General features: G+C 71.3%; 22 protein-coding genes. 5 read left to right on the forward strand and 17 right to left on the reverse strand.

All coding sequences use genetic code 11. The features are described from left to right. The first annotated feature begins 373 nt into the window (after nucleotides 1-373). The 3 genes from LRD69_RS26755 (at nucleotide 374) to LRD69_RS26765 (ending at nucleotide 2,743) form a co-directional block, all read left to right on the forward strand. Nucleotides 374-1,375, forward strand: a complete 1,002-nt coding sequence (locus tag LRD69_RS26755) for a 2-dehydropantoate 2-reductase N-terminal domain-containing protein (protein ID WP_277329092.1) — start codon at nucleotides 374-376, stop codon at nucleotides 1,373-1,375. Nucleotides 1,376-1,457: 82 nt separating this feature from the next. Next, on the forward strand, nucleotides 1,458-2,042 hold the full coding sequence (locus LRD69_RS26760) for a TIGR03086 family metal-binding protein (protein ID WP_277329093.1): 585 nt from the start codon (nucleotides 1,458-1,460) through the stop codon (nucleotides 2,040-2,042). Nucleotides 2,043-2,110: 68 nt separating this feature from the next. Then, on the forward strand, nucleotides 2,111-2,743 hold the full coding sequence (locus tag LRD69_RS26765; RefSeq protein WP_277329094.1) for a DsbA family protein: 633 nt from the start codon (nucleotides 2,111-2,113) through the stop codon (nucleotides 2,741-2,743). 186 nt (nucleotides 2,744-2,929) lie between these two features. Here the strand turns inward: LRD69_RS26765 and LRD69_RS26770 are convergent, their stop codons facing one another. The 14 genes from LRD69_RS26770 to LRD69_RS26830 form a co-directional block, all read right to left on the reverse strand. Next, nucleotides 2,930-3,676: a sirohydrochlorin chelatase gene (locus tag LRD69_RS26770; RefSeq protein WP_277329095.1), complete on the reverse strand. Its 747-nt coding sequence runs from the start codon at nucleotides 3,674-3,676 to the stop codon at nucleotides 2,930-2,932. 8 nt (nucleotides 3,677-3,684) lie between these two features. After that, nucleotides 3,685-4,575, reverse strand: a complete 891-nt coding sequence (locus LRD69_RS26775) for an ABC transporter permease (protein WP_277329096.1) — start codon at nucleotides 4,573-4,575, stop codon at nucleotides 3,685-3,687. After that, entirely contained in the window at nucleotides 4,562-5,353 is a 792-nt protein-coding gene (locus tag LRD69_RS26780) for an ABC transporter ATP-binding protein (protein WP_277329097.1), read from the reverse strand. The genes LRD69_RS26775 and LRD69_RS26780 overlap by 14 nt, the downstream gene beginning before the upstream one ends. 42 nt (nucleotides 5,354-5,395) lie before the next feature. Further along, on the reverse strand, nucleotides 5,396-6,511 hold the full coding sequence (locus tag LRD69_RS26785; protein WP_277329098.1) for an aliphatic sulfonate ABC transporter substrate-binding protein: 1,116 nt from the start codon (nucleotides 6,509-6,511) through the stop codon (nucleotides 5,396-5,398). A gap of 244 nt (nucleotides 6,512-6,755) precedes the next feature. After that, nucleotides 6,756-8,090 (reverse strand): GTP-binding protein, encoded by a 1,335-nt coding sequence (locus LRD69_RS26790; protein WP_277329099.1) that lies wholly within the window; start codon nucleotides 8,088-8,090, stop codon nucleotides 6,756-6,758. After that, the gene (gene cysD / locus LRD69_RS26795; RefSeq protein WP_277329100.1) at nucleotides 8,091-9,026 is read right to left on the reverse strand and encodes a sulfate adenylyltransferase subunit CysD; all 936 of its coding nucleotides are present in this window, start codon (nucleotides 9,024-9,026) and stop codon (nucleotides 8,091-8,093) included. It lies immediately after the preceding gene. Next, the gene (cysC, locus tag LRD69_RS26800; protein WP_114247376.1) at nucleotides 9,023-9,592 is read right to left on the reverse strand and encodes an adenylyl-sulfate kinase; all 570 of its coding nucleotides are present in this window, start codon (nucleotides 9,590-9,592) and stop codon (nucleotides 9,023-9,025) included. Before cysC ends, cysD begins: the two co-directional genes overlap by 4 nt. Continuing rightward, on the reverse strand, nucleotides 9,592-10,293 hold the full coding sequence (locus tag LRD69_RS26805; RefSeq protein ID WP_277329101.1) for a phosphoadenylyl-sulfate reductase: 702 nt from the start codon (nucleotides 10,291-10,293) through the stop codon (nucleotides 9,592-9,594). Before LRD69_RS26805 ends, cysC begins: the two co-directional genes overlap by 1 nt. After that, complete coding sequence (locus LRD69_RS26810) at nucleotides 10,290-10,469, reverse strand: hypothetical protein (RefSeq protein ID WP_277329102.1); 180 nt, start codon at nucleotides 10,467-10,469, stop codon at nucleotides 10,290-10,292. The genes LRD69_RS26805 and LRD69_RS26810 overlap by 4 nt, the downstream gene beginning before the upstream one ends. Continuing rightward, the gene (locus LRD69_RS26815; RefSeq protein WP_277329103.1) at nucleotides 10,466-12,163 is read right to left on the reverse strand and encodes a nitrite/sulfite reductase; all 1,698 of its coding nucleotides are present in this window, start codon (nucleotides 12,161-12,163) and stop codon (nucleotides 10,466-10,468) included. The genes LRD69_RS26810 and LRD69_RS26815 overlap by 4 nt, the downstream gene beginning before the upstream one ends. Nucleotides 12,164-12,277: 114 nt before the next feature. Continuing rightward, entirely contained in the window at nucleotides 12,278-12,361 is an 84-nt protein-coding gene (locus tag LRD69_RS31090) for a putative leader peptide (RefSeq protein WP_316248393.1), read from the reverse strand. Between the two features lie 317 nt (nucleotides 12,362-12,678). After that, nucleotides 12,679-13,272 (reverse strand): GNAT family N-acetyltransferase, encoded by a 594-nt coding sequence (locus tag LRD69_RS26820; protein WP_277329104.1) that lies wholly within the window; start codon nucleotides 13,270-13,272, stop codon nucleotides 12,679-12,681. Between the two features lie 126 nt (nucleotides 13,273-13,398). Beyond that, a complete protein-coding gene (locus tag LRD69_RS26825; protein ID WP_277329105.1) occupies nucleotides 13,399-14,616 on the reverse strand; it encodes a GAF domain-containing protein in 1,218 nt (405 codons plus the stop codon). A gap of 309 nt (nucleotides 14,617-14,925) precedes the next feature. After that, nucleotides 14,926-16,563, reverse strand: coding sequence for an acyl-CoA dehydrogenase family protein (locus LRD69_RS26830; protein WP_277329106.1), 1,638 nt, complete (start codon nucleotides 16,561-16,563; stop codon nucleotides 14,926-14,928). Nucleotides 16,564-16,580: 17 nt separating this feature from the next. On the opposite strand from LRD69_RS26830, the gene LRD69_RS26835 reads away from it, so the two are divergent. Together LRD69_RS26835 and LRD69_RS26840 are read left to right on the forward strand one after the other, a co-directional pair. Further along, nucleotides 16,581-17,804, forward strand: coding sequence for a YihY/virulence factor BrkB family protein (locus LRD69_RS26835; protein ID WP_277329107.1), 1,224 nt, complete (start codon nucleotides 16,581-16,583; stop codon nucleotides 17,802-17,804). Nucleotides 17,805-17,856: 52 nt separating this feature from the next. After that, entirely contained in the window at nucleotides 17,857-18,603 is a 747-nt protein-coding gene (locus LRD69_RS26840) for a helix-turn-helix domain-containing protein (RefSeq protein ID WP_277329108.1), read from the forward strand. Here LRD69_RS26840 and LRD69_RS26845 read toward each other — a convergent pair. The 3 genes from LRD69_RS26845 to LRD69_RS26855 form a co-directional block, all read right to left on the reverse strand. Continuing rightward, the gene (locus LRD69_RS26845; protein ID WP_277329109.1) at nucleotides 18,540-18,986 is read right to left on the reverse strand and encodes a VOC family protein; all 447 of its coding nucleotides are present in this window, start codon (nucleotides 18,984-18,986) and stop codon (nucleotides 18,540-18,542) included. The two genes, LRD69_RS26840 and LRD69_RS26845, sit on opposite strands and share 64 nt — an antisense overlap. 155 nt (nucleotides 18,987-19,141) lie before the next feature. Beyond that, on the reverse strand, nucleotides 19,142-20,680 hold the full coding sequence (locus tag LRD69_RS26850; protein WP_277329110.1) for a 3-hydroxyacyl-CoA dehydrogenase: 1,539 nt from the start codon (nucleotides 20,678-20,680) through the stop codon (nucleotides 19,142-19,144). A 45-nt stretch (nucleotides 20,681-20,725) separates the two neighbouring features. Beyond that, nucleotides 20,726-21,487, reverse strand: a complete 762-nt coding sequence (locus LRD69_RS26855) for a CoA-transferase (RefSeq protein ID WP_277329111.1) — start codon at nucleotides 21,485-21,487, stop codon at nucleotides 20,726-20,728. Nucleotides 21,488-21,507: the final 20 nt, after the last annotated feature.

A 21,507-nucleotide genomic window follows, 5' to 3' on the forward strand; every position in this document is an offset into this window, starting at 1 on the left:
TCAGGGCGGTCCGCCCGCGGGTGGAACCATGCGCTTCGGCGATACCGGCGAGCGCCGCGTCGGACGCAGCGGCGGGTGTGCACCGAGGCGATCCCGGTCAGGGACGCAGCCTCGTGCAGTGGGCCGACGGTGAGGGTGTCCAGGCCGATGAAACGGACCTTACCCCCCCTGCCTCAGCGTGTCGGAGCCCCGAGCCGCTCGGTGAGAGTACGCCCGGATCCAGCCTGGGCACCTCGTACGGGCCGATCCGGCCGGCCGGCAACTCCTGGGCGCCACGTGCCCGGCCCCGGTGGGCGGCCCTCGACAGCCCCGCCTCCGCGCATAGGATTTGATCACGGCACAGGACACACGACCGCACCGAACGGAGCCGGGGATGCGCTACATCATCGTGGGAACGGGGGCTGTCGGCGGCGCCATAGGCGGACGGCTGGCCGAGGCCGGCCACGACGTCGTCCTGGTGGCACGCGGCGCGCAGTACGAGGCGCTGCGCACGGACGGACTCCGGCTCATCACGCCGGACGGCCCGCGCACCCACGCGCTGCCCGTCGTCGACCGGCCCGACGCACTCGACCTGACCCCGGGCGACGTACTCGTCCTCGCCGTCAAGACGCAGGACAGTGTTGCCGCGCTCGACGCCTGGAGCGGCCGGCCCGTGGCGGGCGGCGGTACCGCGGGTGAACGCCTGCCCCTGATCTGCGCGCAGAACGGCGTGGAGAGCGAACGCCTCGCGCTGCGCCGCTTCCGGCGGGTCTACGGCATGTGCGTCTGGCTGCCCGCCACCTTCGTCCGGCCCGGCGAGGTGTCGGCGGCCGGAACCCCGCTGACCGGCATCCTGCACCTCGGGTGCTATCCCACCGGCACGGACACCGCGGCCGAGATGATCGCAGCCGACCTGGAGAAGTCGAAGCTGCTCGCACCGGTCGTCCCGGACGTGATGCGCTGGAAGTACGGCAAGCTGCTCTCCAACCTCGCCAACGCGATCGAGGCGGTCACCGGACCGCTCACCGGGGACGCCGCCGCCGCCCTGTTCAAGCGGGCACTGGCCGAGGGCCGTGCGGTCCTGGAGGCCGCCGGCATCGAGGCGGTCGGCCAGGAGGAACAGGCGAAGGCGCGCGGCGGCCGGATCCGCTTCGAACCGCTCGACGGCTCCCCGCGCGGCGCCGGATCGTCGTGGCAGAGCCTCAGCCGCGGTACGGGCACCATCGAGGCCGACTATCTCAACGGCGAGATCGTGCTGCTCGGCCGTCAGCACGGGGTGCCCACACCGGTCAACGCCGTACTCCAGCGCGCTGCGAACGCGTTCGCGCGCGAGCGCCGCGAGCCCGGATCGATGTCGGTGGCCGAACTCACCGCACTCGTCGACGCCGCCTCCTGAGCGAGCGGGACGTCCGGCGCGGCCAGGCCCCTGTCGCATTTCTTCAAGACCGGCGGCAGCGGGCGGCCGTACCGTCGCGTGCATGAAGAGCGAGTACGCCCACATGACCGAATGCGCCGCCGAGGCCGCCCGCATCGCCCTCGGCATCGGCGCCGAACGGCCGGTCGCGCCGGCCACTCCTTGCGGCGACTGGGATCTGCGGACACTGATCAACCACTGGGTGCTGTACACCTCACACGGTCTGGAGCACCGCGCCCGGCGCACACCGCTGCCGGACGAGCTCACCGCCCGTGATTTCATCGTCGACGCCGACTGGGCCGAGCAGTACGCGGCGCAGCTGGACCGGGCCGTCGCCGCCTGGTCGGACCCGGCGGTCTGGGAGGGGGACATCGACCTGGGGCATGCGTCCTCCCCGGCGGCCGAGATCGCCGAGATGCTCATCATGGAGACGGCTCTGCACAGTTGGGACGTGGCCCGCGCGACCGGCCAGGAGTTCAGGCTCTCCGACGGGGCGGCCGGGTACGTCCTCGGCGTCGTCGACCGGACCGCCGAGCTCTACCGGCAGTACGAGGGCTTCGGCGACGAGGTCCGGCTGCCCGGGTCGGCCCCCGTCCTCGCCCGTGCACTGGCACACAGCGGACGTGACCCACAGTGGACCGCCGCCTGAAAGTGGCCCAGTAGAATCGGCGTCGATTGGCCCGCATCCGTACGCCAATGGCTGGCTAGGCTCGCGCCATGACCACTCAACGGAACCACGGTGGCCGACGGGCCGTCGTCGACTTCTACTTCGACCCCGCCTGCCCGTTCGCCTGGATCACCTCCCGCTGGATGCTGGAGGTGGAGCAGCAGCGCGACATCGAGCTCCGCTTCCACGTCATGAGCCTCCACCTGCACAACATCGGCAATGAACTCCCCGACTGGTACCGGGAACTGGTCGACAAGTCGATCGGGCCGGTACGGGTCGCCGTCGCGGCGGCAGCGGCCCACGGCGAGGGTGTGCTGCGCGACCTCTACACGGCCCTGGGCACCCGCATCCACCAGCAGAAGAACGATGACTTCGACGAGGTGATCGCCGCGGCGCTGGCCGAGACGGGGCTGCCGGCCGACCTGGCCGCCGCCGCGCACACGGAGACCTACGACGAAGCACTGCGGATCAGCCATGAGGCGGGCAAGGACCCGGAGGCCGGCGGCTATGTCGGGACGCCGACGATCCATGTCGACGGCACGGTGTGGTTCGGCCCGGTACTGCGCGCCGTCCCGCGTGGCGAGGAGGCCGGGCGGCTCTTCGACAGCTTCCGGGTGCTCGCCGGGTATCCGGACTTCTTCGAGCTCAAGCGGACCCGTACCGGCAGTCTGGACGTCGGCTGACCCGGGTCACCCTGGGCCGAGTGCCAAGGTCTGTCCCGTCATCCCTGGCGGGCGCACGACGAAGGCTGCGCACCTCGCCGCGTTGTCGGAACGCTCGCATACGCCCCGTATGAGGACGCCCTTCCGCCGTGCGGTGCACCACATCTGACGCCGCGCGCTGATCCACCGGGGATGACGGGACAGCCCTCAGGCGCTGAGCCGGACCGCGACCGGGACGCGCGCCTCGTCGTACCGGGCCAGCAGCAGACGTGCCAACTCCGGTGCGGGGCCCAGCACATCGGCCAGCACGTCCGCCTCCGCCGCACCGGCGGCGATACGGTCCGGGAGACGGCCGGGGGCGATGACGTACGGGGCGACCGCCACGCGCCGGAGGCCTTCGGCCCGCAGGGCCCGTACCGCGTCCTCGGTACGGGGAAGAGATGCGGAGGCGAACGCAGGCCGCACGGCGCACCAACCGGTGTGCCGCAGCTCCCGCGCGATTTCAGCGATCACTGCGATCGCCTCCGGGTCCGTGGAGCCCGCCGAGGCCAGGACGAGCCCGGTCGAGCTTCGGTCACCGGGGCGGACCCCGGCTTTGTGCAGTCGCCGCTCCAAGGCGGAGTTCAGCAGCGGCGACGGGCCGAGCACGCCGGCCTGCCGGATCCGCAGCCGGCCCAGCCGGGCCTGCGCCTCGCGCAGCACGGCGGGTATGTCGGCCTTGGCATGGAAGGCCCGGGTCAGCAGCAGGGGCAGCGCGACGACGTCATCCGTCCCCTCCGCGGCCAGCCGCTCCAGCACTCGGGGCACGGACGGGGCGTTGAAGTCCAGGAAGCCGGTCTCCACCCGAAGCCCGGGCCGCAGCGCCCGTACCCGCGCGGTGAGTGCGTGCACGGTCGCCGCGTGCCGCGGATCGCGGCTGCCGTGGGCGATGACGAGAAGCACGGGGGAGGACATGGCGGTACTCAGTTCTTGACGAGGAGGCCGCGGCTGCGCAGCACCCACCGCTCCAGCGGGCTGAAGATCAGCAGGTCGATGGCGATGCCGACGGTCAGGATCAGGAGGATGGCGAGGAACACCATCGACATGCTGCTGGTCTCGCGGCCCTGTTCCAGCAACTGGCCGAGGCCCACGCCGAGATCGGGCGACGAGGCGATGATCTCCGCGGCCATGAGCGAGCGCCAGGAGAACGCCCAGCCCTGCTTCAGGCCCGCCAGATAGCCGGGCAGCGAGGCCGGCAGCACGATGTGCCAGGTGCCGCGCAGCCCGGTGGCGCCCAGCGTCTTTCCGGCCCGCAGATGCAGCGGCTGGATCTGGTCGACACCGGCGACGAGACCGTTGGCGATCGACGGGACGGCGCCGAGCAGGATCACCGCGTACATCATCGAGGGCTTGAGCCCCAGCCAGATCACCGCGGGCGGCACCCACGCCACCGACGGCAGCGACTGGAGACCGGAGAGCACCGGTCCGATCGCCGCGCGCACCACCTTCACGCGTGCCACCAGCAGTCCCAGCGGGGTGCCGATGGCAAGGGCCAGGAGGAAGCCGAACAGGCCCCGCGAGACGCTGGTCCAGATGTAGTCGAGCAGGGTGCCCTGCATCCACGCGTTGGCCACCTCGTCCCAGACCTGGGAGGGCGACGGCAGCTTGTAGTCGTCGGTGACCTTCGCCCAGATCAGGATCTGCCAGACGACGAGCACCAGCGCGACGGCCACGACCGGCGGCAGCACCTTCCGTACCAGCACCTGGCGGACCGGGGTCCGGCTCACCCGCACCGCATCGAGCGCGTCGAGCCCCGCCTCCAGGCCGGCCAGGTCCTGGGCGGCGTCCTTTGCGGTGGTCTCAGTGCTGGCCATGTCGGCGGATCTCCCCACGCAGTTGTTCGGTGATCTCGACGGACAGCTCCGCCACCGCGGTGTCCTCGATGCGGCGCGGCTGGTCGATGGCGACCGTCCACTCGCGGGCGATTCGGCCCGGCCGCGACGACAGCAGGACGACCCGCTCGGCTAGCCGGACGGCCTCCCGCACGTTGTGCGTGACGAAGAGGACCGAGATGTTCGTCTCGCGCCAGATCCGGGTCAGCTCGTCGTGCAGCACATCCCGGGTGATGGCGTCGAGTGCGGCGAACGGCTCGTCCATCAGCAGCAGTTGACTGTCCTGGGCGAGCGCGCGGGCCATCGCCACCCGCTGCCGCATGCCGCCCGAAAGCTCATGCACCCGCTTCCCGTAGGCCCCTGCGAGCCGTACGAGTTCGAGCAGCCGCTCCGCCTCCGCGCGGCGGTCGGACTTGGGTACGCCGCGCAGCCGCAGCGCGAGTTCGATGTTCTTGCCCGCGGTCAGCCACGGGAAGAGCGCGTGCTCCTGGAACATCAGCGCCGGCCGCCCGCCGGGGGTCTCGATGGACCCCGCGGTCGGGCGGTCGAGTCCGGCCACCAGGTTGAGCAGCGTCGACTTGCCGCACCCGGAAGCTCCCAGGAGGGTGACGAATTCGCCGGGAGCGACATCGAGCGTGATGTCGTCCAGGACGAGCTGCGGTCCCTCCGGTCCGCCGAAGGACTTCGAGACGTGGTCGATACGGGCCGCGTGCCCGGCCGATACACGGTCCTCGGCCTTGGTGAGCGTGGTCGTCGCCATGGTCGTCACCTCCTGGGAGATCCTGGAACGGTCGGGGTGGGGTTACTTGACGCCGAGACCGGCGTCGTCGACCTCGGGCTTGCCCGCGGCCTGGAGGATCTTGTTCAGCGGCTTCAGGTCGTAGATGCCCGTCAGGTCCGTCTCGTCCAGCAGACCGGCCTTCACCGCGTGCTTGGCCTCGGTGTCGAGCGTGGCGGCCAGCGGGTCGTCGATGAACTGGATCGACTTCCACGCCGGGTCCAGGACCTCGGCCGGCAGCGCCTTTCCGGACAGCTTCTTGAGTGCGGCGTTGGCGGAGGCCTTCGCCTTGTCCGGGTTGGCGTTGATCCATGCGTTGGTGGCGACCGAACCGCGCAGCACCGCCTCGACGACGTCCGGGTGCTCGCTGAGGAACTTCTGCGACACGATGATGTTGGTGATCACGAACTTGTTGTCCGGCCACAGCGTCGATTCGTCGAGCAGCACCTCGGCGCCCTGTGCGACCAGCTTGGAGGCGGTCGGTTCCGGGGCCCAGGCACCGTCGATGGAACCGGACTTGTAGGCGTCCGGGGTCACCTTGTTGTCCGTGCGGACCACGGAGACGTCGCCCTTGCCGCTCTGGGCGTCGACCTTCCAGCCCTTCTCGGAGATCCAGTTGAGGAACGCCACGTCCTGGGTGTTGCCGAGCTGCGGGGTGGCGATCTTCTTGCCCTTGAGGTCGTCCAGGGTCTTGATCTTCTTCGGGTTGACGACCAGCTTCACGCCGCCGGAGGCCGAACCGCCGATGATCCGCAGGCTCTTGCCCTTGGACTTCGAGAAGCCGTTGATGGCGGGGGAGGGGCCGATGAAGCCGATGTCGATCGACCCCGCGTTGAGCGCCTCGATCTCGGACGGGCCCGCGTTGAACGTGGACGGCTGGACCGTCGTGCCGCCGAGCTCCTTGGCGATCAGGCCTTCCTGGATGCCGACCAGGGCGGTGGCGTGCGTGAGATTCGGGAAGTAGCCGATCTTGACGGTGTCCGCGGAGAGCTTCTTGCCGTCGGCGGCGACGTTCGTCTTCGCGGCGTCGTCGTCCTTCGCCGCGGAGCCGTAGCCGCAGGCGGTGAGTGCCACGGCGAGCAGCGGCAGAGCGGCGGCAGCGGCGAGGCTGCGGCGCAGGGTGGTACGGGTGGCAGGCACGGGAGGCTTTCCTCTCGTTGGCCCGGTACTCACGTCCCTCGGCGGTTACGGGGACGCGGCCGGGAAGTCGGCATGTCTTCGTCTGAACTGGCGGTACAGGCGGTGCGGTTGGTGCAGGCGGGCGCGCAGGCAGTGCGCGTACGTCATCACGCACATCGCGCAACCCCGCCCTGGCCGCTGCCGAGGGTGCCGCTGCCGACGCGACCGCCCTCCTTCGCGAACGTCGCGTAGATGTCGATACTCATCAGAAGTCCCATTCGGCGTCGTCGGCGGCTGCGCCTTCGCCCGTGGTCGCGGCGGCGAACGACTGGCCGGCCATGCCGGCCGCGAGCGTGGTGCCGTCCGCCGGGTCGATCAGCAGGAACGATCCGGTGCGGCGCGAGTCCGCGTAGGCGTCGAGGGCGAGCGGATCGGCGGTACGGACGACGACCCGGCCGATGTCGTTGGCGACCAGCTGCCCGGGCGCCGGGTGCTGCGACAGGTCGTCCAGGGTCAGCCGCGACGGGATGTCCTTGACGATCGCCTTGACCGTGCGGGTGGTGTGCTTGAGCAGCACGCGCTGACCGACGGCGAGCGGCTGGTCCGCGACGTGGCAGACGGTCGCCTCGACGTCCTGGGTGACCGCGGGTGCGTCGTCGGCCGGCGCGATGAGGTCACCGCGCGAGACGTCGATGTCGTCGACCAGCCGGATGGTCACCGACTGGGGTGCCCAGGCGATGTCCACGCTCTCGCCGAGCGCGTCGATCCCGGCGATCGTCGAGGTACGGCCGGAGGGAAGGACGGTGACGGCCTCGCCCACGCGGAACGCGCCGGCGGCGATCTGGCCCGCGTAGCCCCGGTAGTCGGGGTGCTCGGCGGTCTGCGGCCGGATCACGTACTGGACGGGGAAGCGTGCGTGGCAGGCGGTGAGGTCGTGGCTGACCGGCACCGTCTCCAGGTGCTCCAGCACCGTCGGACCGCCGTACCAGTCCATGTGGGCCGACGGCTCCACGACGTTGTCACCGGCCAGCGCGGAGATCGGGATCGCGGTGATCTCCGGGACGCCGAGCGAGGCGGCGTACGCGGTGAACTCCTCGGCGATGGCGGCGAACACGGGCTCCGCGTAGTCGACCAGGTCCATCTTGTTGACGGCCAGGACCACATGCGGCACCCGCAGCAGCGCGGCGACGGCGGCGTGCCGGCGGGTCTGCTCGACGACACCGTTGCGGGCGTCGACGAGAACGACGGCGAGCTCGGCCGTCGAGGCCCCCGTCACCATGTTCCGGGTGTACTGCACATGTCCCGGGGTGTCGGCCAGGATGAAGCGTCGGCGTGGCGTGGCGAAGTAGCGGTAGGCCACATCGATGGTGATGCCCTGCTCGCGCTCGGCCCGCAGCCCGTCGGTCAGCAGCGCCAGGTCCGGCGCCTCCTGGCCCCGGTTGCGCGACGCGTGCTCGACGGCCTCCAGCTGGTCGGTGAGGACCGACTTGGAGTCGTGCAGAAGACGTCCCACGAGGGTGGACTTGCCGTCGTCGACGGACCCCGCGGTGGCGAACCGCAGCAGGGTGGTGGTCGACAACTGCTCGGTGCTGGTGGTCATTTAGAAGTACCCCTCGCGCTTGCGGTCTTCCATCGCGGCCTCGGACATCTTGTCGTCGGCGCGCGTCGCGCCCCGCTCGGTGAGCCGGGAAGCGGCGATCTCGGTGATCACGGCGGCGAGCGTCGTGGCGTCGGAGTCGACGGCGCCGGTGCAGGACATGTCGCCGACCGTCCGGTAGCGCACCTGCCGGGTCTCGACCCGCTCGCTCTCCTTGGGGCCGCCCCAGTCACCGGCGGTCAGCCACATCCCGGAGCGGTTGAAGACCTCCCGCTCATGGGCGAAGTAGATCTCCGGAAGCTCGATGCCTTCGCGCTCGATGTACTGCCAGACGTCCAGTTCGGTCCAGTTGGAGATCGGGAAGACCCGGACGTGCTCGCCGGGCGCGTGCCGGCCGTTGTAGAGCTGCCACAGCTCGGGGCGCTGGCGCCTGGGGTCCCACTGGGAGAACTCGTCGCGCAGCGAGAAGACCCGCTCCTTGGCACGCGCCTTCTCCTCGTCGCGCCGGCCGCCGCCGAACACGGCGTCGAAGCGGTGCTGCTGGATCGCCTCGGTCAGCGGCACGGTCTGCAGCGGGTTGCGCGTGCCGTCGGGGCGCTCACGGAGCTTGCCGGCGTCGATGTACTCCTGGACTGAGGCGACATGCAGCCGCAGCCCGTGCGCGGCGACCGTGCGGTCGCGGTAGTCGAGGACCTCGGGGAAGTTGTGCCCGGTGTCGACGTGCAGCAGCGTGAACGGCACCGGCGCAGGCGCGAACGCCTTGAGCGCCAGATGCAGCATCACGATCGAGTCCTTGCCGCCGGAGAACAGGATCACCGGCCGCTCGAACTCTCCCGCCACCTCGCGGAAGATGTGCACCGCCTCGGACTCCAGGGAGTCCAGGTGGCTGAGTGCGTACGGATTGTCGGTGTCCTCCGACACAGTCGCGGCGGTCGTCATGCTGCACCCCTCTCGCTCAGCAGCGCATACAGCTCCGCCGCGGACTCCTGCACGGTCTGCCGGTGCGACTCGATCCGCAGGTCCGGCGACTCGGGCGCCTCGTACGGGTCGTCGACCCCGGTGAGCCCGCTGATCTCGCCCGCCGCCTGCTTGGCGTAGAGGCCCTTCACATCGCGTACGGAGCACACCTCGACCGGAGTCGCGACATGCACCTCCAGATACGCGGTGCCCTCCGCCTGGTGGCGCTTGCGTACGGCGTCACGGCTGTCCGCGTACGGGGCGATGACGGGTACGAGCACCTTCACGCCGTTGGCGGCCAGGAGTTCGGCGACGAAGCCGATCCGCTGGACGTTGGTGTGCCGGTCCTCGCGGGAGAAGCCGAGCCCCGCGGAGAGGAACTCGCGGATCTCGTCGCCGTCGAGCACCTCCACGCGGTGCCCCTCGCCGCGCAGCCGGCCGGCCAGCTCGTACGCGATGGTGGTCTTGCCCGCGCTCGGCAGACCGGTCAGCCAGATGGTGGCTCCCGTCTCCGTCACGCTCATCGAAGTCTCCTGATCAGTCGTCATCAGTCGTGCAGCCCGCACTCGGTCTTGCCCCGTCCGGCCCAGCGGCCGGCCCGCGCGTCCTCGCCCTCCAGCACCCGGCGGGTGCACGGCGCGCAGCCCACGGAGGCGTACCCGTCCATCAGCAGCGGGTTGGTCAGCACCCCGTGCTCCGCGACGTATGCGTCCACGTCGTCCTGCGTCCAGCGGGCGATCGGCGAGATCTTGACCTTCTGCCGCTTCTCGTCCCAGCCGACGACCGGGGTGTTCGCCCGGGTCGGGGACTCGTCGCGGCGCAGCCCGGTCGCCCAGGCCGCGTACGACGTCAGGCCCTCCTCGAGGGGTTTGACCTTCCGCAGCTTGCAGCACAGGTCGGGGTCCCGGTCGTGCAGTTGCGGTCCGTACTCGGCGTCCTGCTCGGCCACGCTCTGACGCGGCGTCAGCGTGATGACGTTGACGTCCATCACGGCGTCCACCGCGTCGCGTGTCCCGATCGTCTCCTCGAAGTGGTAGCCGGTGTCGAGGAACACCACATCGACGCCCGGGTAGGCGCGGGAGGCGAGATGGGCCACGACCGCGTCCTCCATCGAGGATGTGACGCAGAACCGCTTGCCGAAGGTGTCCGCGGCCCACCGCAGGATCTCCAGCGGGGAGGCGTCCTCCAGCTCGCGGCCCGCCCTCTCGGCCAGGTCCCGGAGGTCCTCGATTTGCTGAGTGTTCGTCATTTGCCGTCCCCCTCCACGTCGTTGCGCACCAGTCCCCGTGTCAGCAGACCCAGGAACTTGAGCTGGAACGCGCGGTTGCAGGAAGCACATTCCCAGGCCCCGTGCCCGGTCTCGTGCGGACGCAGGTCCTCGTCCCCGCAGTACGGGCAGTAGAACGGTGCGGCGCGCCCGCTCATGACAGCGACTCCGCACTCGCCCGCGCCGCCCAGATCGCGAACCGCTCGCCGTCCTCGCGCTCCTCCTGGAACCGGCCGAGCACCCGCTCGACGTAGTCCGGCAGCTCGGCCGAAGTGACCTTCAGGCCGCGGACCTTGCGGCCGAACCCGGCCTCCAGTCCCAGAGCGCCACCGAGGTGCACCTGGTAGCCCTCGACCTGGTTGCCGTCGGCGTCCAGGACCAGTTGGCCCTTGAGGCCGATGTCCGCGGTCTGGATGCGGGCGCAGGCGTTGGGGCAGCCGTTGATGTTGATCGTGAGCGGCTCGTCGAAGTCCGGCAGGCGGCGCTCCAGTTCGTCGATGAGCGAGGCGCCGCGTGCCTTCGTCTCGACGATCGCGAGCTTGCAGAACTCGATGCCGGTGCAGGCCATCGTGCCGCGCCGGAACGGCGAGGGCTTCACCTGGAAGTCGAGCGCCTCGAGACCGGCGACCAGGGACTCCACCTGGTCCTGCGCCACGTCGAGGATGAGCATCTTCTGCTCGACGGTGGTGCGCAGCCGGTCCGAGCCGTGGGCGGCGGCCAGGTCGGCGATCTTGGCCAGAGTGGAGCCGTCCACCCGGCCGACCCGGGGTGCGAACCCGATGTAGAAGCGGCCGTCCTGCTGCTCGTGGACACCCACGTGGTCGCGCCAGCGGCTGCTCGGCTGCTCGGGCGCGGGGCCGTCGATCAGTGGGCGCTTCAGGTACTCGTCCTCCAGCACCTGACGGAACTTGGCCGGACCCCAGTCCGCCATCAGGAACTTCAGACGGGCGCGGGTGCGCAGCCGCCGGTAGCCGTAGTCACGGAAGATCCCCACCACACCGGCCCAGATGTCCGGGACCTCGTCGAGCGGCACCCAGGCGCCCAGCCGCTCGGCGAGCCGCGGGTTGGTGGAGAGCCCGCCACCGACCCAGACGTCGAAGCCCGGACCGTGCTCGGGGTGGACCACGCCGACGAAGGCGATGTCGTTGATCTCGTGGACCACGTCCTGCACCGGGGAACCGGAGATCGCGGTCTTGAACTTCCGCGGCAGGTTGGAGAATTCCTTGCTGCCGATGTAGCGGTCGTGGATCTCGTCGACCGCGGGCGTGCCGTCGATGATCTCGTCCGCGGCGATCCCCGCCACCGGCGAGCCGATGATCACGCGCGGGCAGTCGCCGCACGCCTCGGTGGTGGAGAGCCCGACGGCCTCCAGCTTCTCCCAGATCGCCGGGACGTCCTCGATGCGGATCCAGTGCAGCTGGATGTTCTGCCGGTCGGTGATGTCCGCGGTGCCGCGTGCGTACTCCTGCGAGATCTCGCCGATGACACGCAGCTGCGTGGTGGTCAGCCGGCCGCCGTCGATCCGGACCCGCAGCATGAAGTACTCGTCGTCCAGCTCCTCCGGCTCCAGGATCGCGGTCTTGCCGCCGTCGATCCCGGGCTTGCGCTGCGTATAGAGGCCCCACCACCGCATGCGCCCACGCAGGTCGTTGGGGTCGATCGAGTCGAATCCGCGCTTGGAGTAGATCGTCTCAATGCGTGTCCGCACATTGAGACCGTCGTCGTCCTTCTTGAACTGCTCATTGCCGTTGAGCGGAGTGTGGTGTCCCACGGCCCACTGGCCCTCGCCACGGTGGCGTCCGGCCTTGCGGCGGGGTGTGGTGGTCGCAGGCTGATCCGGGGTAGCGGCCATGACAATACGTCCTTCGGGACTGCAGGAGGGCGGCTCTGAACTGCACACTCGCGCTGAGGCGCGGCGGTGCGCAGGGGGGTGCAGAGAAAAGGGATCGCGGCGGTGCTGGGACTCTCAGCCCGCCGGACAGATGGCGCTGGACATGCGGCCGAGGTCGACGTGGCGTCGACTCACCAAGGCAATTCCAGTTCCAGGCATGACGGAAGCGTGTCACGCGAATCTCGGGGCAGTCCACCACTATCCATGATGTGGACGAGACTGTCCCGAGGCGTGAGACGATGTGGTGCTGGTCACTTCAGCCGTGCCGACGCGGGTGCCCTTAAGCGAGGTATTGACCGAAACGTTCTGCTCTAGTGCCGCGTCAGCCAAGGTTTGCCCGCCAAGGAGCAGCGTCCGGTGCGTGCTGTCGGCGTGACGGCCGGAAGTCCTCGTACTGGACGTACTCGGGCTTTCGGCCGGTGCGGCGACAGTGCGTGCCGGACGTCGCGACGGGGCGAACCTTGGCTGACACGGCACTAGCGTGCCGCTCCGGGCCATGGGCCCGGCGTCGCCACGTCCGTCTCCAGCTCGGCCTTGGTGTCGAAGAGCCTGAATCCGCGGCGCAGATAGTTGTCCATGGCGTGCGGGCCGTCCTTCGAGCAGGTGTGCAGCCACACCCGCTTCGTCGGCGGACGCTGCGGCCAGCGCTCCGCCAGGTCCCAGGCGCGCGCGACCCCGTACGCGAGCAGATGACCGCCGATCCGGCGCCCGCGGAAGGCCGGTATCAGGCCGAAGTACATGATCTCGACCACGCCGTCGTCCTGCGGGTCCAACTCGATGTACCCGGCCGGGGTCCCGTTCTCGTACGCCACCCAGGTCTCCGCCCCGGGCCGGTCCAGGGCCTCCTGCCACTCCGCGTACGTCATCGAGAGCCGGTCGGTCCACTGGATGTCGCCGCCGACCGCCGTGTACAGAAAGCGGCTGAACTCCGGCAGCGGTACCGCCGACCGCAGGATCCGGACGTCGCCCTCGGGGGCGGTGGCGGGCCGCAGATCGTCGGGGGAGGTCTGTTCCAGGGACCAGATGGTCACCTCGGCGGCGGCGGCGGGTGCGGGCTCAGCGTTGCTCATGACTGCCAGGGAACCATGCCGTACAGCTCTGGCCAAAGCCTGTCCCGCCACCTTCCGCTCTGCGCCGCCCGCCGGACCAGCCGCACGCGCCGCCGCCCACCGGCTCCGGGACGGCCCCTGCCCCCGTCACACCGTCGTGCGGGCCCTGACCACCACCGGAGCCGTCGAGCGCGGCAGCAGATCGCCCGGGTGTTCCGGCGGGATCATCTCCACCTCGACCCCCTCACCGAAGCGGTACGGGCGGTGTGCCAGCACTTCGGCCATATGGCGCCGCAGCCGCGAGATCTCGGCCCGCACCGTCACCGTCCGGGTCGCATCGCCGAAGAGGTCCTCGGCCAGCTCGGACGCCGTACGCCCCTCGGGGTGCAGCGCCAGTGCGTACAGCAGCTCCGCGTGGCGCGGTGACAGCCGCTGGGTCGAGGAGCCGACCGGGCCCTTCACGCTGACCGCGAGACAGGCCGGCCGGCTCAGGTCGAGGACCACCCGGCGCGGCGCCGCGTCCGACGGCTCGTCCGCCACCTGGATCAGCCAGCCGCCGGACAGCGGTTCCACCCGGCACATCCCGAGCGACGGCAGCCACACCGGCCCCGCCTGCAGCGACTTCGGCAGCGGCAGGCGGCTGACCGGAGGCATCCCGGTGACCCCCGCCAGCCAGCCGTGCCGGTCCACCGCCAGCGCCCGGCCGCCCAGCCGCGCGAGCAGCGGCGCGGCCACCGAACGCAGCCGGTCGATCGCGAGCAGATGCCGGTTCCGTATCTCGCTCTCGGCGAGCCGTGCCACCGAACCGACCAGCGCGAGCGTCATCGGATGGAAGGTGGACGCGGGGCCGCTGACATCGACGATGCCGATCAGCCGTCCGTCCCGTGGATCACGGACCGGGGCCGCCGCACACGTCCAGCTGTGCAGGGTGCGGACGAAATGCTCCGACGAGTGGACCTGGACCGGGGCGCGTGAGGCGAGCGCCGTACCGATCGCGTTCGTGCCCGTGATCGCCTCGGCCCAGGACGCACCCTCCTCCAGACAGATGCCGTCCGCCTGCCGCAGCACCCCGGGGTTGCCCTGCCGCCAGAGCACCCGGCCCTCGACATCGGTGACGACCATGATCTGCCGCGCGCTGTCGGCGATCGAGCCCAGGCCGTCGCTGAGCAGCGGCATCACCTCGCCCAGTGCCGAACTGCGCCGCCGGTGCTCGATCTCGTCCGACTCCAGCAGCACACTCTGGGTGGTCTGCTCGGGGTCGATGCCGCTGCGCAGCACCCGGTCCCACGAGGCGCCGATCTCGGCCCGTGGGGCGACCGGCGGGCGCTCGCCCTCGAGCCGTGCCTCCCGGGCCCTGTGGAGCATGCGCGTGGCCCGGTCAGAACCCAAGGCGGCCAGTCGCGTCACCTCGACCGGACTTGTCTCCACCGTCGACACCCCCATCGCCGGGGCCGAGTCACGGCCCGCGGACCCCATCCTGTCGTTGTGGGGTTCTCGATACTGCGCACTCCGCCCAACGGTTGCAACCCTTTGCAACTCTGGCGTGTTGCATCGGTACGTACGAGAGTGGCGTCACACCGCACGGTGGAGCCTGTGCGCCGCTGTTCGGTGCGCACAGCAAGGAGGGTGGTGCCGTGTCGGCGCAGCACCACCCTCCGTCGCTGATTCCCGCGCTCAGTGCGCGACGGGCCGCGCCCGCTCCACGATCGAGGCCAGGTCCAGGCTGTGCGGCAGCGTCCCGAAGGCCGCACCCCAGTCCCCGCCCAGCCGCGACGCACAGAACGCGTCCGCCACCTCCGGCGGTGCCCAGCGCACCAGCAGCGAACCCTGCAGCACCAGTGCCATCCGCTCGACGAGCCGGCGGGCCCGCGCCTCGATCCCGTGCAGATCGGCCAGCTCGGTCAGCATGTCCTTGATCGCCCCGTCGAGCCGGTGGTCGGCGCCGCGCGCCCGGCCGACCTCCTGCAGGAACGCGTTCAGCGCCTGCGGCTCGCGCTGCAACGCCCGCACCACATCCAACGCCTGTACGTTCCCGGAGCCCTCCCAGATCGAGTTGAGCGGCGCCTCGCGCAGCAGCCGTGGCATCCCGGACTCCTCGACGTACCCATTGCCGCCCAGACACTCCAGCGCCTCGCCGGCCAGCGGCGTGCACCGCTTCGTCACCCAGTACTTCGCCGTGGGCACCGCGATCCGCAGGAACGCCCGGTCCGCCTCCGTGCCGGCGTCGTACGCGGCGGCCAGCCGCAGTGCCAGCACCGTCGCCGCCTCCGACTCCAGCGCCAGATCGGCCAGCACGTTGCGCATCAGCGGCTTCTCGACCAGCACCCCGCCGAACACGCTGCGGTACGTGCAGTGGTGGATCGCCTGCGCCACCGCCTGCCGCATCAGCGCCGCCGAGCCGGTCACACAGTCCAGCCGGGTCGCCGCCACCATCTCGATGATGGTGCGCACCCCGCGCCCCTCGTCGCCGACCCGGTGCGCCCACGTGCCGTCGAACTCGACCTCGCTCGACGCGTTGGACCGGTTGCCGAGCTTGTCCTTCAGCCGCTGGATCGCGAACACATTGCGGCTGCCGTCGGGCAGTACCCGGGGCAGCAGGAAGCACGTCAGCCCGCCGGGGGCCTGCGCCAGTACCAGGAAGCCGTCGGACATCGGCGCCGAACAGAACCACTTGTGTCCGGTGAGCAGATACTCGCCGTCGGCCGCCAGCGGCTCGGCCCGCGTCGTATTGGACCGGACGTCGGTGCCGCCCTGCTTCTCGGTCATGCCCATCCCGAAGAGCACACCGGCCTTCTGCGCGGGCGGCCGCAGTTCCCGCTCGTACACCGTCGACGTCAGGCGCGGCTCCCACTCGGCGGCCAGCACCGGATCGGTCCGCAGCGCCGGCACCGCCGCATGGGTCATCGACAGCGGGCAGCCGTGCCCGCCCTCGGCCTGCGTCCACACCAGGAACCCGGCCGCGCGCCGCACATGACCGCCCGGCCGGCCCCACGCGCCGGTCAGCCCGGCGCCGACCGCATGCCCCAGCAGCCGGTGCCAGGCCGGATGGAACTCCACCTCGTCGATGCGATGCCCGTACCGGTCGTGCGTGCGCAGCTTCGGCGGGTACGTGTTCGCCTGCGCACCCCACTCCTGGACCTGCGCGGACCCGGCGGCCCTGCCCAGCTCCCCGAGCTCGTCCCGGGCCCCGGCGAGCAGCTCGGGCGCGAGGTGCCGTTCGACGGCTTCGGTCAGCGCGCGGTCGGCGGCGAAGACGTCATAGCCGACCAGCGGCGGGACCTGGTTGGACACGGTGTGGGTGGTGGCTGCCATGCGGATACGGTAAGGATGTGCAGGCAGCAAATGAAACACCCGAGCGGCCACCGGGGCGGCTCCACCGGGCCCGAGTCCTCTACCGCAACGTATCCATGCGGCAGATGGTCTGGCAGTTGCTCAAGGACACCGTCAATTCGTGCATGGAGTACCGCATTCTGGGACTCGCGGCCGAGGCGGCGTTCTTCACCCTGCTGTCCCTGCCGCCGCTGCTGCTCGCCCTGATCGGACTGCTCGGTTACGTCGACGAGTGGACGAACACCACCACGGTCGCCTCGATCGAGCGCAACATCCTCAACGCGGCGCAGACCGTCCTGTCCCAGCGGGGCGTCAACGACTTCGCCAAACCGCTCCTGGAGGACGTCACCACCGGCGCCCGCCCCGACGTCATCTCGATCGGTTTCGCGATCGCGCTCTGGTCGGGGTCCCGCGCGGTGAACGTCTTCATCGACACGATCACCGTGATGTACGGCCTCGACGGCCACCGCGGCATCGTCAAGACGCGGCTGCTCTCCTTCCTGCTCTACATCGTCGCGCTGCTGCTGGGCGCGATCGTGCTGCCGCTGCTCGTGGTTGGTCCCGACCGGGTCGTGGAGCTCGTTCCCTGGGGTACCGAGGTCATCAGCGTCCTCTACTGGCCGTTGGTGATCCTGCTGTCGGTCGCGTTCCTGACGACGCTGTACCACGTGTCCGTGCCGGTGCGTTCGCCGTGGATAGAGGACATGCCGGGTGCGCTGGTGGCGCTCGCGATGTGGGTGCTCGGGAGCTTCCTGCTGCGGATCTATCTGACCAGTACGGTCGAGGGGCCGACGATCTACGGCTCACTGGCCGCCCCGATCGCCGTGCTGCTGTGGATCGGCGTCTCCGCGTTCGCGGTGCTGGTGGGGGCGGCGGTCAACGCCGCCATCGACCGGGTCTGGCCGTCGCTGGCGACGGCGGCGGCGCGTGCGGCCAACGACCGGATGCGGGCGGCCCAGGCCGCGGAACTCGTGGCGCGGGCGCAGGCGGAGTGCGCCGACGAGGACTGGGACGACGACATGGAGGAAGGCGACATCCCCTACATGCCGTCCGAGTTCCCGGAGCGGTGGTCGCGGTTCCTGCCCCCGGACGATGTGAAGTCCCGCCTGCTGCAGCCGGGCCGCGACAAGGAGGCGGCGAAGGACGCCGCCAAGGAGAAGGACAAGGCCACGGGCAAGGACAGCGAGCAGGAGGGGAAGGGATCCCCGAAGCCGCGGTCGTAGGACCCGGCCGAACGCCGCCCCCGCCGCGCGCCCTCGCGCGTAGCGTGGCGGCATGGGCGAACGGTACGAAGAGCGGGAGTCCTGTTTCCACGGGGCGATCGTCTGGACGCGGCAGGACCGGGCGCACGGGCCCGTGCGCCCGGTCCTGCCCGACGGCTGCATGGACCTGCTCTGGATCGGCGACCGGCTGCTCGTCGCCGGACCGGACACGCACGCGTACGAACCCTCCGAGGCGGCCGGCGGGCGGTTCACGGGCATCCGGTTCGCCCCCGGCACCGCCCCGGCCCTGCTCGGCGTACCGGCGCACGAACTGCGTGACCTGCGGGTCGACCTGGCCGATCTGTGGCCGGGCGCGCACGTGCGCGTACTTACCGAGCGCATCGCCGCAGCCACCGACCCCGCCGCCGCACTGGAGGCCCTGGCGCTGCGGAGGGCGGCCGCGACCGGGCCGCCGGACCCGCTGATGCGGTCCGTCGCCGTGCAGCTGGCGCAGGGGCGGTCCGTCGCCGCCACCGCGGACACGGTCGGCCTCGGCCCCCGGCAACTGCACCGCCGTGCGCTGGCGGCCTTCGGCTACGGTCCCAAGACCCTGGCCCGGGTGCTGCGACTGCAGCGCGCGCTCGCCCTGGTGGGGTCCGGAATGCCGTACGCCGATGCGGCGCTCGCGGCGGGCTGCACCGACCAGGCGCACCTCGCGCGGGAGATGCGCGAACTGGCCGGTACGACCCTGACCGCCTACTTCGCGGCGTCGGCGAACAGCGAGACCGCGCAGCCGTCCGGGTCGAGGACCACCGCGTAACGCTGCCCCCACTCGGCGTCCCACGGCTTCAGGTGGCCCTGGTAGCCGGCGCCGGTCAGGTCGGCGTACACCGCATCCACCTCCGCGGGACTGTCGCAGCGGAACGCGAGCCCGACCCGGTCACCTCCCCGGGAGCCGGCCCACCCGGCATCGAAGGAGCGGATGACGTCCTCGGTGTCCCACAGGAGTCGCTGACCGCCCGGCAGGGTCACTTCGACATGGGGTGCGGAGTCCGCCCCGGCCGGGATGTCGAGCCCGAGCCGGCGGTAGAAGGTGAGCGATGCGGCCAGATCCGCGGTGATGATGCCGATCGCGTCGAGTCGTGGAGTCATGGTCCGAACGTAGAGCGGACCCCCGCGACAGGTCTTGTACGAATCGGTCATGTCGCCACCGGGCTGCGGGGGCCCGGCCGGACGCAGGCGAGTTACCTGCCCGTGCCCGACCGCCCCACCCGTGCGACGAGGACCCGGCGCGGGTGCCTGCCGCCCCGGCGCACGCGTCGCCGGCCGTTCGAGATCGCCGAGGAAGACGCCCGCACTCAGAGGCAGTCGCCGGGTGAGGTCCCCGGGTCCGTCAGCGCCAGGCCGAGCTGGGCGCGCTCGGTGACCCAGCGGGACGGACGGTGGCGCGGATCACCGGTCGTGGTGAGCAGCGCCCGCTGAAGTTCCAGCATCCGGCCCGCGCCGACCCGGTCACCCCAGGCCAGCGGCCCCACCGGATAGCCGAGGCCGGTCGTGACGGCCAGATCGATGTCGGCCGGGGTGGCGAGGGAGCGCTCGGCGATCGACGCGGCGACGGACACGATCGAGGCCAGCAGCCGCTGCGCGACCGAGCCCGCCGTGTCCCGCACCACCGACACCGCGTACGGCTCGCCGCCGTCCGCCGCCCGCGCCAGGACCGCGCGGGCGTCGTGTGCGGCGGCCGGGTCCGCCGCCGCCGTCACGGCCAGCACCCGGCGCCGGCCGGCCGGCGGCAGCGGGTCGACGCCGAAGGTGCGCCGGGCGGGCAGCCCGTGCGCGGCGACCGCTGCGGCCACGGTGGTGCCCCAGACGGGAACGAGCACCAGTGCATCGGCGGACGGCCCCGCACCCCGCTCGACGGCGGTGCCCGCCGCGGACAGCGTCTCGCGCAGCGCGGCCGCGCCCGGGTCCGCCGCGTCCCCGACGACATGCACCGGCCGGTCCGCGTTCCCCGTGACCGGGGGCTCCGCAGCGGCGGCGGGCGCGTCGGCGCCGTACGCGAACCAGCCGCGCCCGGTCTTGCGGCCGTGCAGCCCCGCAGCCACCCGGTTCGGGGTGAGGTACGAGGGGCGGAGCCGGTCCGCGTACCGGAAGCCCTCCCAGATCGAGTCGATGACCGCGGCCGTCACATCCAGACCCGTGAGGTCCATCAGCTCGAACGGGCCCATCCGCAGGCCGAGCACGTCACGCGCGATCCGGTCGATGCCCGCCGGGTCGGCGACCGACTCCTCCAGCAGCGCGAGCGCCTCGGTCACCAGACCGCGACCGGCGTGGTTGACGAGGAAGCCGGGGGTGTCGGCGACCGTCACCGCCCGGTGCCCGCAGCCCTCGACGAGCGCGGTGAGGGCCGGCGGGATCTCCGGGCGGGTGGCCGCGCCCGGCACGACCTCGACGATCTTCATGAGCGGCACCGGGTTGAAGAAGTGCAGCCCTGCCAGGCGCGTCGGGTCCTCGAGTGTCGCGGCGATCCGGGTGACGGACAGGGAGGAGGTGTTGGTCGCGAACACGGCCGAGGCGGGCAGCGCCTTCTCCAGCCGGCCGAAGACCTCCGCCTTGGTGCCGAGGTCCTCCCGCACGGCCTCGATCACCAGCTCGACGTCCGGTCCGTCCGCCCATGGATCATCGAGCGGAACCAGCCGTTCCAGGGCGGCGGCGCCGTCCTCGGCCGACAGCCGGCCCTTCTGCACGGCGCGGTCGAGCATGGACCGTACGAAGTCGAGGGCCGCGGTCACCGCCTCGGTGCGTACATCGCACAGCTCGACGGTGTGTCCGGCGGTCGCGGCCCACTGGGCGATGCCACGGCCCATGGCTCCGGCGCCGACGATCCTGATACGCATGGCAGTGGGGGTCCTCTCGGGTGCGGGTGAGTGGGTGCGGTCGTCTCAGCGAAGATAGACGCGTTCGGGGTCGACGTCCTCGCGCAGCAGTCGCAGCTCCTCGGCGGTCGGCGGCGGCACGGTCTCCACGGTGTCGGCGACCGACAGGTCCCAGCCCGTGGCCGCCCGTACCTGCCCGACCGTGACACCCGGCTGGACGGCGACCAGCCGCAGCTCCTCGCCGATGCCCGCCCGGGCCAGGATGCCCAGTTCGGTGATGACGCGGGTGACGCCGATGCCCAGCGGCCGGATGCCCTCGGCGAGGGCCCGGTCGGGGCCGGGGGTGGTGCAGAAGTCGAGGGTTCCGGTGAAGGAGCGCGGGGTGTGGCGGCGCATCACCACGAAGACCTCACGTGAGTTGGCCATCACCTCGACGCCGCCGCCGGAGCCGGGCAGCCGGACCGTCGGGCTGTCCCAGTCGCCGATCACCGAGGTGTTGAGATTGCCGTGGCGGTCGATCTGCGCGGCGCCCAGGAACCCGACGTCGATATGGCCTCCCTGCAGTACGCAGCCGAAGAGGGCCGGCATGGAGAGGACCGCCTCGGCGCCCGTGATGAGGACGGCGTCGGCGATGGTCTCCGGCAGATGCGAGGGGTGGGCGCCGCAGACCCCGGACTCGTACACGACCTCGATGTCCGGGGCGACCGTCAGATGGGCCAGCTCCGTGGCGAGGGTCGGCAGGCCGATGCCGGCGAACACGGTGCGCCGCGCGACCAGTTCGCGCGAGGCGACGACGGAGAGCAGCTCCGACGAGGTGACGGTGGTCATGCCCTGCTCCTTCTCGTGTT

Source organism: Streptomyces sp. JH14, assembly GCF_029428675.1.
Taxonomy (GTDB): Bacteria; Actinomycetota; Actinomycetes; order Streptomycetales; family Streptomycetaceae; genus Streptomyces.